This window comes from Paenibacillus amylolyticus, from assembly GCF_003719335.1.
Lineage (GTDB): Bacteria > Bacillota > Bacilli > Paenibacillales > Paenibacillaceae > Paenibacillus > Paenibacillus amylolyticus_D.
In genome coordinates, this window is the sequence record NZ_RIAS01000032.1 from 17036 (window position 1) to 29009 (window position 11974).

Sequence of the window (11974 nt, forward strand, 5' to 3'; positions counted from 1 at the left end):
TTAGGACCTGCATCATAAGTTTATTGACAAGTCATTCGTCTACCTTCACAATACAGACAGAGTGTCTATTTAACAACCATCAGTTGTTTTGTGTTTTGATGTAATTTAGACACTTGAGAGAGAAGTGTCTATTTTTATAGAAATTTTATTGCTTGGAGATGATTTGACCATGAATCAACGGGAACGGTTAACCAAACTACTGTTGAAGCAGAGCTTGATCAGCTTGCTCAAAGAGAAAAATATAAGCCAAATCAGCGTTAAGGAATTGTGTACCACAGCGGGCATCAATCGCTCCACGTTTTACTTACATTTTGCCAATGCTTACGACCTGCTTGAAAATGTTGAACAGGAGATTATTAATAATACGAGTGCCTATCTGGATAAAATTGAAGCGGTAGACAGCGGTACTACTTATATCCTGGCTTTTCTAGAGTACATAAAAAAAGATGAGGAGCTATTCACTGTCATGCTCCTCACCTCCAACGAAAACGTGTTATTTCCCAAACGTCTTCTGAAAGAAATACTCCAAAAAATTGATCGCGAGCTTCAACTCAACGTACCTGAACGATTGAAACCTTATACTTATTCTTACCTGGTCAATGGAAGTTTGGCGATCATCCAAGAATGGATACAAGAAGGATTTATTCTCTCCAGTAATGAACTGGCAGAGCTCATCTTCTCTTTGGCCGACCAATCCTTAGTGGCGATTACACAGCTAGAGAAGAAGTGAGTAGCTTATTGCTGGCAGAACCTGGAGACCATAAAGAGCGCATAGTATATCCAGACTGCCAGCCAAAGCCCCATGATTTTTGCAGGAGTTGATCATATTCAGTTTAATGTTGATTACGGCGTTCTTCCAGTTCCTTTACGATCTGAGGATACTTCGCATCTAAGTCATACTTGCGCAGGAAGATATACGTAAGCGCCAAGGTGGCTGCAGGAAGATATACAGTAAGAACAAGAATACTGGTTATTGCGGAATCCGGCTGTGTGGTTAATGTTCCATCATAATCTCCCATTGCCAGAATCCAACCGATCATTGCTGCGGCGAGACCCACACCGATTTTAATACCAAAGCTGTTTGCACTATTGACCATCCCCACTAGACGCTTGCCTGTCTTCCATTCCCCGTACTCGACAGTGTTATTGACCAGCACACCGCCTACAGCCATCATTGGAATAGTACCCAGAGTTGTTAATCCGCCCAACACTAACGCAGCCACAAAGCTATATGGCATGAAGCATCGGATACCCGAGGCAGCGATTCCGATGATCATCCCAATACGCGCTGTGTTGGAAAGGCCAAACTTTTTAATCATTGGAGTAACGAGAGCGAAACCTATAACTACCGGAATCAAACCAACAGCACCCATGATTCCGATTAGATCTTCATTACCTAGAATATATTTGGTGTAATAGATCCCGGTTGAACTGTTAAACACAAACGTTATATTAATAAATAATTGAGCAAACAACATCATGATCCAATATTTGTTCCTTAGCAGGAGCTTGATACTTTCCCAGAATGGTACGTCATCGGTTTCATTCAAACTTACGTTTGCATTGTCCTCTTTGGAGGAAAGGAAGGTCAGCACTAAGGCAATGGCTGACACTGTTCCAAGTACGACTGCAACGATGATCCAAGCCTTCTGATTTCCGCCAAGCATATTGGTCACCGGAATTAGCAAAACAGAGATGATCATTCCAAACAAATATCCGGAGATTGAACGGGCAACTCCCATTTTACCGCGTTCTTCGACACTTTTAGTCCGAATAGCCATTAAGCTTCCGTACGGAATAGCAATCCCTGTGAATACAATGGCAGAAGCGAATATTACTGTGACTAAAGCATATATCGTTTTCATACTGTTGGATGCATCGGCAGGAATCGTAAATAGCAAAATGATAGCGGCCAGTGCCGGGAGAGCCATCCACAACATCCAAGGCCGTGCTTTCCCGTACTTCGATTTAGTACCATCAACGATACGACCCATGAGCAGGTCCGTGATTGCATTAACTAACTTGGTGATCAGCATAATTGTACCAACTGTCGCTGCTGCTATACCTACTTTATCTGTATAAAAGTAAGTTAGCACCCCAAGAAGTCCGCTAATGACGTTAAGTGCAATTTGTCCTGCAGCGTCACCTAAGTAATGATGAGGCCGCATCGTTTTTTGGATACCCTGGGCATCAGTACCTAATTCCTTCGATTTTTTGGTTGGCGTTACAACCTCTGTACTGTAGTTTGTTTCATTCATTATTTACCCCCCGTTTGACATGTCATGATAGCGCTTTCTATTCCTTATTTTAATCTTCTGAAATGAACATATATGGTATCCTAATTTTTTTTTTGGAATTTTGATTGTCTTTCACTTTTTTTATTTTAAGCGTTTTCAAACCGATGATTCCCAGTGTACATTAAAATAAAAAGGGCATTGTAGTTATCCTACAACGCCCTCTTGTTTTAATGCACAGCTCCTTGCTCTTTCGGTTCATTTAATGTTTTCAAGATCAGTTTAAACAACACTGCTGTTTCCTCAGGGGTATTGGTTAACAATTCGCTTATTGAGAAATTATACGCATATTGTATCATCGGATGGTCTAACATCCCGGGGGCATGTTCTTCCATAATCTGAAGAGCTATCGGCTCTTCGATGACTTCCTTAAGCGTGGAGTCAAAGGTAAACCGCTCTATGTCCAGATTGGTTTGTGTAGGATATCTGAAGCTGTAATCTCCAGAACCGACTTCAATCGGGTCTTCCTGCTCAGGCAATTTAATGACCGCAGTAGTATTGGCAGGGATCGTCACATTGACGATAATTTCCCCATTCCTGCAAGACCATGAGCTCTTGATTTCTCCATATACCGAATGATAAATAGCTTCTACCGCACTTATTCCCTTTATGAACTGAGGATGTATCAGGATCTTCTTAAATCCGGGTTCGATTTGATTAATACCAGCCAGCTTCCTGTACATCCATTCTCCAATAGAACCATACGCGTAATGATTTAAGGAGTTCATGCCTGATGTATCGAAATCTCCATTCGGGAGAATGGAGTTCCACCGTTCCCAGATGGTTGTTGCTCCCTTCTTAACTGCGTACAGCCAGGACGGGAAATCTTCTTTCAGGAACAGGATGCCCGCAAGCTCATGCATTTGATTCTCTGATAATACATGGCACAAATACGGAGTGCCCACAAAGCCGGTGGTAAGGTGATTCTTATGCTGGGCAATATTGGACTCCAGGGTCTTGCGGACTCTCTCTCTGTGCTTGTCATCCACCAGATTGAAGTGAAGAGCTAATACGCAAGCCGTTTGAGTCTCACTAACTAACCTGCCGGTTGCTGAAATATACTCTTCCTGGAACGCTGATTTAATTTGGCTATGAAGAGCTTCATATTTGGAGGCATCCTCAGATTTATTTAACAGCCTGGCAGCCTGGGCGACCAGTTCTGTGGAATAAGCATAATAAGCGTTAGCCACCAGATACACATCCGTAGCCCCGGTTCGCTCATTGCTGAACTCTTCCTTATCAAGTCCGAGCCAGTCTCCGTATTGAAATCCTGTCTGCCACAGCCCATTAACCCCGCAGCGTCCAGTGATATAATCAACCCAGCCCTTCATGCTGTCGTACTGTTGCCCGAGCAGTTTGAGGTCACCATACATTTGATACATGGTCCAGGGAACAATAACTGCAGCATCGCCCCAAGCAGCAGCTCCGTCCTGATTCCCCAGGATATTAGGAACTATTTGCGGAACCCCATATTCTTCAGTCTGCTCAGAAGCAAGATCACGCAGCCATTTCGTGAAGAAGGAGGCTACATTCATATTAAAGGCAGCCGTTCCGGCAAACACTTGAGCATCTCCCGTCCAGCCAAGACGTTCATCTCTTTGCGGGCAGTCCGTAGGAATGTCAAGGAAATTACCGCGCTGACTCCATTGAATGTTACTGAATAATTGGTTAACCATTGCATTGGAGGTTGTCAGGCTGCCTGTTTCCTCCAGATGTGAATGCAGTACGCAGGCGGTGAACAGCTCCGGCTGAATGATCTCTAATCCTTCTACCGCGATGTAACGGAAGCCGTGGAAAGTAAAATGCGGCCGGAAGACTTGTTCTTTCCCGTTACAAATAAAGCGGTCAATAGATACAGCTTGCCGCAATGTCTCAGTATACAGGTTTCCTTCTTTATCAAGTACCTCGGCATGCCGGATGGTAATGACCTGACCCTCAAGCCCGGTAATCTGCAGCTCTACAAATCCGGTCAGAATCTGTCCGAAATCAATAACCTGCTCTCCTTTGGGTGTAGTAAAAAACTTCACTGCGGGGAGCCTTCTGGTAATGCTGACCGGTTCACTTTCCTGGGAGATAAGACGATCATTATTATAGGAGAATGGGACCACATCATATAGAGTATCGTCTGCATAACAGGAGTCGTAGGTCTCTCCCATATAGATTTCACTGGAGCGGATTGGTCCCTTCGTCACCTTCCAGCTGTCATCTGTTCTAATCATTTCTTTAGATCCATCTGTATAGACGATGTGCAGTTCTGCAATAGCTGCCACTCTGTCCCCGTAATGATTCGGAGTACAGGTAAAACCAAAGATACCTTTATACCAGCCATTTCCAACGGTGATCTCCATCTTGTTTTGCCGTTCCAGCAATCCGTCTAGGTTATAGGTCTGATATTGCAGCCGCTCATTGTAATTAGTCCAGCCCGGGGCAAAATAATGATCCCCTACCCGATTCCCATTAATAGAAATTTCATAAACTCCTAATGAGGATGCATAGAGACGGGCTGATTGTATATCCTTTTCTAAAGTGAAGATCTTTTGGAACACGGGAGGTGCAGTTTCATCGTCCTGGAAGGTATGCGTGATCCAATCTGCTGTAAAGTTACTTCCCTTCAGAAGACCTGTTTCGAAATGTCCCTCAATGCTTGCTTGATTGTCTTGATTATCCCAAACGGTGACATGAATCTGATACAAAGTGGAGGCCTGAAGCGGGAGTCCCGCATACTCTACCAGAATTGAAGTGTCCGCCCCCACCTTACCTGAATTCCAAACCTCCTGAGTATCCTTGGTTACAGTGATCTGATATGCAGTTTGCATTACTCCTTGCGCTGAAGAAACCAATTGCCATGAGAAGCGCGGGTTTGGTATATCCAAGCCAAGGGGATTCTCCATGTATTCAATCCGAAGATTCTTTAATTCCATCTGTATCCACCTTTCGATAAGTCCAGAATTTTTATGATACCGCTTACTAATGTTATTGTAATGAAATAGAAATAAATAATATGGTATTATGATTGTGATTTTAGAATTTTAATGCTTTATATGATCTAAGGAGACTTATATGGAGCAAAGTGTTGAAAGCAATTGCAAGCTCATATCCGAGCTTTTTGAGCTGTCCGTGTGTTTTTTTTTATGTTTTGGAATTAGAGCCTGCGATTTGTAGAGAGATCCCTGTCATTAGAAAAACGCTCTTTTTTGAAAATTACATATCCATGAGTGTAACCGGGGGGTTGAAGGAACCATGATTGTCGGCCCCTCCCTGCCCTTCACACTGTTCGAACACAAAATAAATGGCTAACCACCGATACAAATCTCTTCACTAACTTCTTGATAGCTGAGAGATAAATTCATATCTACCGCTCCCCAAATTCTTTGTATTGCCAGGAAGAATGAGAGTAGCGGTAGAATTCGCTGGAATCGAGCATTGGTAAGTCACCTCGTCACCAGAAACAACATAACTGCTTTCTATCTTTCCGTACGTTGTTTCAATGCTACCAGACGCTTGTTGAAATCCGGTAAAATCAGGCTTCAAGAAAAAATGATTAAATCCCGGATTGTGCACGTCTCTCCGAATTCCCAATACATATTCATACAGCCAGCTAATAACGCTTCCCAATGAATAATGATTGAAGCTATTCATTGCATTACGTCCGCCGAATCCTTTTTCAATCGTGTAGCTGTCCCAATGTTCCCAAATGGTGGTGGCTCCTTGAGTGACTGGATACAGCCAACTTGGAAAGGCGGTTTGGGTAATCAACGCATGAGCAATTTCTGGATAACCGCCCTCGCTTAACATCGGATTTAATGGTCCCGTGCCGAAGAAGCCGGTCGTTACCGTGTATCCTGCTTCCTTGGTCTTCGAAGCTAGATTGTCATAGGCTTTCTGTTTGTTCCTCTCTTCAAACATATTAAAGTTCAAACCGATCGCGTATCCCGCTTGAGTATCGTTAACGCTTCCGTCCATATTCAAGGTTTTTCCGGTTTCAGCATCTACAAAAGTCTTATTCCAGTATTGCTTTGCTTCATCCGCTTTCACGATGTAGTAGGAGGCATCGAGTTGTTTTCCTAATAATTCCGCGTAAACGCTCATCAAATACATTACTCTTCCGTAAAACGCATTCCATACCAAATGGCTGTCCGTCTTTACAGGTGCGAGCCAGTCATCGATTGGACCCATGTATATATCTCCTGGCATACCCATATATTCCAAATAGTTCGTAAATTGTTTCATTGCATCATAGTACTCGGCTACAACATCGACATCACCGTAATGCTGATACATTTCCCAAACTATCAAATGAATGCAGCTGCCATAAGTAATCCCACCAAATCCGCTGCCTACGGGCGCAATGTTGGGTAAATTCCCATTTGACAGTTGACCATCTCTAATCGCCTGCAGATAGCGCATATAAAACGTTCTAGCATCACTCTGGTAAAAAGCGGTGCGAACAAATACATGAGCATCACCAGTCCAGCCCATCCGTTCATTTCGCTGAGGACAATCGGTTGGAATGCTGATAAAGTTGCTTAGCTGGCTGTACTTCACGTTTTGAACCAGTCTATTAACCAGATCATTATCCACTTTCACGTGACCCGTAATGGTAGAGATGCTAGATAGTTGGATGCTCTTCACATCTTCGAGTTTTGGAGCTTCATCCAGACCCGTTATCTCAATATACCGATACCCATGAAAGGTAAACTTCGGCATATAAGTTTCACCTTCAGGGTCGCCGCGAAGAGTATAGATGTCAGTGCTGGAAGCGTCTCTAAGATTGGCAAGAAGCATCCTCCCATGAAATTCTCCATATTCTTCTATTTTTGGATATAACATTTCTGCATAACGGATCCTTACCTTGGTCCCTCTCTTTCCTTTGAACGTAAGGGTAGGAATACCAGCGATCTCCTGACCCAAATCGTAAATGAATAGACCAGGTGCAGGCTCCGACATACTTTGGGCAATAACAGTTTCAACTTTCCTCACTGGAGCGTTGAAATGGCCTATCAACTCTGGTTCTGTTTCATTAACTGCGGGCCACGGTAAAAAGAAACCCGGCAAGGAATCAAATTCCCCAATCGGAACAGCTTCAACAACTGCCGGCTTCTTCATACCTTCCTTGTAATAGCCTGGTTTCGAATAATCCTCATAGATATGAGCCAGATTGGCATCATAGTGCTCTCCTTGGAAAAAGCCAGAAAACCTATATGGTCCTTCCCCATAATATTGCCATTCGTCCTCGTTCGTCACGTAATTATCAGTTGTACCGTCTTCATAAGTGAGCACTAGCATGGCAAGCAGATTTTCTTTGTCGCCCCAATAATTAAAATTTTGCAGCACGAACGTCTGCGAGCCATTCCACCACCCGGAAGATAGCGTAAAGCCGATACCATTCATTCCCTCGATAAGCAACTCCGTCACATCATAAGTCTGATACATGAGATGTTTGTCATATTGACTTGAACCCGGCGCAAAGAATTGATCGCTAATCGCCTTTCCATTGATCATACAGTCATAGATTCCTCTGGCTGTCGCGTAAAGCCTTGCTTTTAACAATGGCTTCTTAACCGTGAAATCCCTTCTCAGCATCGGCAGTGAATGTTGATCCGGGCTTCGAGTCATTTGCACATCATTTTCAAATGCTTCTATATCGACCCCATACTCCGTGTCCATGTTATAGAATTCATTTGAAGGATGGCGCAGAAAATTAAGACGAATGCCATCAAAATGGGCCTTCGTACCGGCGGCAACACTATAACCGATCTGGCAAAGTCTTGGGAAAGTGGTGATGTCATTGTCGGCAAGGGGATTCAGTTGTCTGGCAGCGAGGTTTCCGTATTTTGTAAACACTGCATCGACTAGAAATCCGTCCACATAGGCGAACGCGGCATTGCCAACTACCTCAATCTTTAGCTCATGTGGACTATGCAGGTTTGCTTCGTTAATAATCGGTATCGTTTCATCTCCCTCAATATGAACAATTGGCACAGAAGCAAGCGGCACTTTCGGGTGATCATCTTTGTGGTACCCTACACGGTAAATGTCTAGCGTCGCGGGAGATTGCCCGATATTAATCTCATACTTTATGTAGTTCTCTCCTTCGAGTAAAGATTCGTTTCGCTCTCGATTCAATAATCGCTCGTCGTTAGCTCCGAATACTAATCCTGCACACGATCCGCCTTCCATTATGGTAATTGTACCCCTCATCGCAAATATACCTAATGTATTACTTGCGATGTAATATTCGGGCGCGCCAATCCATTGCGCCCCGTTCCAGGCTTCCATACTTGGATTCATAAGCCCTGTTTCAAACTTCGTAGAGGCCGTAGCGACTTCATTGTCTTGATTCGTTGTTTCCACCTTTACATAGTATTCCATACACGGCTCAAGTTGTGCTCCAGCATAGACAATTCCCGTGGAACAATCGCTTGTCAACCAGCCACTATCCCACATGTCGCTAGAATCCGCCTTCCTGCCTACAACAATTCTAAAGCCAGTCTGTTTCATGTTATTCGCATCGGAAATGAACTGCCAGGAAATGACCGGCTTCTTCTCATCCAGGCCCATCGGTTCGATCTCGTGCATGACTTTAATTTGTGATATGCAATAACTCATTGTGTTTTCCTCCCTTATGGCCTCTAAGGTTATCTTGTAGAATTGTCTCTTTGATCCAATATTCATCGTGAACATTGTTGATTCAACCCGTGCCACTATCCAAGACAAGTTGTGCGATGAGATCCTCATTCCCGAGAATATACTTGGTGTAATAGATTCCAGTTGAACCGTTAAGTGTATACAACATGTAGATCAATGGCTGAGCAGACAGCATGACCCAGTATTTGTTCTGGTATAGGAGCTTAATGCTTTCCCAGAAGGGAGTGTTATCGCTTTCAACAATAGTTACACCAGCATTGTTTTCTTTGGAAGCTAAGAAGGTCAGAATCAAGGAAATGAAGGACACGAAACCCAATACAACTGCAACAATAATCCATGCTTTTTGATTCCCACCAAGCATATTGGTTATTGGAATTAACGCGATAGCGATAATCATCCCAATGATATAACCAAAGATGGTTCGGGTAAGGCCCATTTTACTCCGTTCTTCTACACTTCTGGTACGGATCGCCATCAAGCTACCGTAAGGGATCGGAATTCCCTTACCACCCTTCAGCATAGATCGTGCACCTAAATGTTAACGCTTACTAAAATAGTATAATGAATTCCCCTCGTGCAATATGGTAATATCATTGTAATTTTATAATTATGGTATGATAAGATGATTAATAAAGGAGGCAAACGCAAATTGGATTTAAAACGTCAATGTAAACTCATTACAGAACTTTTTGATATGTCCATCTTCTTCGTAAACTCCACTGGAGAAGTTAAATTCGAACTGTTGGGTAATCGGATGCTTAATCCGCTGTATAAAAATGATAAACAATTCTTTTTTTCAGCGTTGGGGTTTGATCCATCCGTGTGTAAAGAAGAACCTACTGTTGTAAGAACGAAGTTTTTTGAGAACTACATTTTAATTCGTATTGGTAACGATCAGAACGATGAAGGCACCATCATTTTAGGACCTTCCCTTCCATTTAGCTTAATTGAACATAAAATAAATGGGCTTATCAATGACACACATCTCTTTGCGAATCGGGAACAAGTATATCACTATTATCAGTCTGTTCCTGTGATAACTAATGAGAGACTAATCAACATCACGATCTTGGTTAATCAAATGTTTAATCATGAATTGATCGAAGCTGAGGATGTAGTACAGGACTATTTGCGCGGTATGTATATCGAAGAAAAACAAATACAAGGTGCCACAAATTCTTCAACAGGCTATGATGAGATGCTCCATCACGACCCACTGAATGAAAAGAAATTGTTAACGTTCGTCAAGGAAGGTAAGCTGGATATGCTCAAACACTTTACACAACTTGGTTATGAAAATACAGGGGTCCTATCCAAATCAAGCCATATCCGTTCTAAAAAGAATCTTGGCATTATAGGTATAGCTCTTGCAACTAGAGCAGCCATAGACGGTGGTGTCTACTCGGAGATTGCTTTTTCAGTAAGTGATGTTTACATACAGCGCCTCGAGGATCTACGGACCGATAAAGAAATCGATCAATGCTGCTTGGAAGCATTTTTTTCGTTAACCGAGAAAGTCTCTCAGGTTAAAGAATCACAGCATTCTAAAATCGTAACACTTTGCAAAAATTATATATATAACCACCGTTATTCCAAAATGACACATGAAAAAATTGCTGAACATGCCGGTATTAGCCCAAACTATCTGTCCGTACTATTTAAAAAAGAAGTTGGGGTTCCTGTTAATGAATATATTCAACAGATCAAAATTAAGGAAGCTAAACATATGATTCAATTTACGAGCACTCCTCTTTCTGAGATCGGGTCTCTATTGAGTTTTACGGATCAGAGTTATTTCACCAAGATTTTTAAAAAACACACAGGTAGAACCCCGAAGCAGTATCAACAAACGCATCATATGGTAGAGGAATAAGCCCGGGCTGTGCCGGGCTTATTCTAACGATGCTTTCATTCACCGGTTAACAGCGGATAAGATACTCTGTAGTGTTTCTTCTGTGAACAGACCGCTGCTCATAACTGCTGCATTGTGCAATGTGGTACCCATAATTAATTCCTGCATTCCCTCACCCAATCCTGCTCCATTCCCGTCATATTGCCCCATCGCAGCCATAATTTCAGCTCCAACGGGATGTTGCAGCAATTCACCGAATGTGGAATGTCTGGTAATTGGTTGGGTAACAATAACGCTCGATTCTACCTCGATCGTTTCAGCGAGTTCAATCTCTCTTGAAGATTTTCCGACCATAATGTCGAATTTGCCCGTCTCCACATGCCAGTCTTTCAGCTTAACATCGTAGTAAGCAAAGGCTCTTTTGCCCAGTTCAAAATGTACGGTGGTCTCTTCACCAGGCTGAAGTGAAACTTTGGCGTATCCCTTCAATTCTTGAAGTGGACGTGGGATCGTTGATTCAACATCACGTACATATAGCTGAACGGCCTCTTTTCCCTCTGTTTCACCTGTGTTTTTAACTTTTGCTGTAACCGTTACACTGTCGGTATCTTTGATCTGTTTATGACTGACTTGTAGATCACTATATTCAAATTGGGTGTAGCTTAAACCGAAGCCAAATGGAAACAAAGGCTCAACATCTCTTGTATCGTAATGACGGTAGCCAGTAAAAACACCTTCTCGATATTCGACAGTCTCGCCGTCTCCAGGGAAATTCAAGTACGATGGATTGTGAATCAGTTTTTTAGGAAATGTCTCAGCCAGTTTCCCGCTTGGATTTACGTTTCCAAAGAGAATATCAGCGATCGCACCGCCCAAAGCCTGACCTCCAAGGTATGCCTCCAGAACACCCTTAACTTTATCCAGCCAAGGCATTTCAATGGGACCTCCATTGCTCAATACAACAACAATGTTCTCTTGAACCTCCGCGACTGCTTCAATTAAAGTTCTGTGACTTTCCGGCAATTGAAGATGTTTCCGGTCGAAACCTTCGGACTCATAGCGCTCAGGCAGCCCTGCAAAAATAACTGCAATCTGTGCATTCTTTGCGGCAGCTACTGCTTCTTGAATCAGTTCTTCGTTTACAACATCTTCGTCTATTGTATAACCGGCCGCATACGAG

7 protein-coding genes are annotated in these 11974 nt (G+C 42.9%); 2 read left to right on the plus strand and 5 right to left on the minus strand.

The genetic code is table 11. The features are described 5' to 3' along the window. Positions 1 to 169: 169 nt before the first annotated feature. Positions 170 to 730, plus strand: coding sequence for a TetR/AcrR family transcriptional regulator (locus tag EC604_RS29040; protein WP_123067422.1), 561 nt, complete (start codon positions 170 to 172; stop codon positions 728 to 730). Between the two features lie 103 nt (positions 731 to 833). Here the strand turns inward: EC604_RS29040 and EC604_RS29045 are convergent, their stop codons facing one another. The 4 genes from EC604_RS29045 to EC604_RS29060 all read right to left on the minus strand — a co-directional run bounded on the left by EC604_RS29045 (position 834) and on the right by EC604_RS29060 (position 9462). Further along, positions 834 to 2258, minus strand: coding sequence for an MFS transporter (locus tag EC604_RS29045; protein WP_123067423.1), 1425 nt, complete (start codon positions 2256 to 2258; stop codon positions 834 to 836). Positions 2259 to 2464: 206 nt separating this feature from the next. Next, the gene (locus EC604_RS29050) at positions 2465 to 5215 is read right to left on the minus strand and encodes a glycoside hydrolase family 78 protein (protein ID WP_123067424.1); all 2751 of its coding nucleotides are present in this window, start codon (positions 5213 to 5215) and stop codon (positions 2465 to 2467) included. Between the two features lie 397 nt (positions 5216 to 5612). Continuing rightward, positions 5613 to 8903: an alpha-L-rhamnosidase gene (locus EC604_RS29055; RefSeq protein ID WP_161557086.1), complete on the minus strand. Its 3291-nt coding sequence runs from the start codon at positions 8901 to 8903 to the stop codon at positions 5613 to 5615. Positions 8904 to 8985: 82 nt separating this feature from the next. Continuing rightward, positions 8986 to 9462, minus strand: coding sequence for an MFS transporter (locus EC604_RS29060; RefSeq protein WP_123067426.1), 477 nt, complete (start codon positions 9460 to 9462; stop codon positions 8986 to 8988). A gap of 129 nt (positions 9463 to 9591) precedes the next feature. Between EC604_RS29060 and EC604_RS29065 the strand changes: the two genes are divergently transcribed. Continuing rightward, positions 9592 to 10815: a helix-turn-helix domain-containing protein gene (locus EC604_RS29065; protein ID WP_161557087.1), complete on the plus strand. Its 1224-nt coding sequence runs from the start codon at positions 9592 to 9594 to the stop codon at positions 10813 to 10815. A gap of 39 nt (positions 10816 to 10854) precedes the next feature. On the opposite strand, the gene EC604_RS29070 is transcribed toward EC604_RS29065, so the two are convergent. Next, the coding region (locus EC604_RS29070; RefSeq protein ID WP_192895177.1) for a glycoside hydrolase family 3 C-terminal domain-containing protein at positions 10855 to 11974 on the minus strand (1120 nt) is incomplete at its 5' end.

Excerpts from the sequence above, each read along its gene's own strand:
- EC604_RS29040 (WP_123067422.1), top strand. The coding sequence starts at position 170 with ATGAATCAACGGGAACGGTTAACCAAACTACTGTTGAAGCAGAGCTTG.
- EC604_RS29045 (WP_123067423.1), bottom strand. The coding sequence starts at position 2,258 with ATGAATGAAACAAACTACAGTACAGAGGTTGTAACGCCAACCAAAAAA.
- EC604_RS29050 (WP_123067424.1), bottom strand. The coding sequence starts at position 5,215 with ATGGAATTAAAGAATCTTCGGATTGAATACATGGAGAATCCCCTTGGC.
- EC604_RS29055 (WP_161557086.1), bottom strand. The coding sequence starts at position 8,903 with ATGAGTTATTGCATATCACAAATTAAAGTCATGCACGAGATCGAACCG.
- EC604_RS29060 (WP_123067426.1), bottom strand. The coding sequence starts at position 9,462 with ATGCTGAAGGGTGGTAAGGGAATTCCGATCCCTTACGGTAGCTTGATG.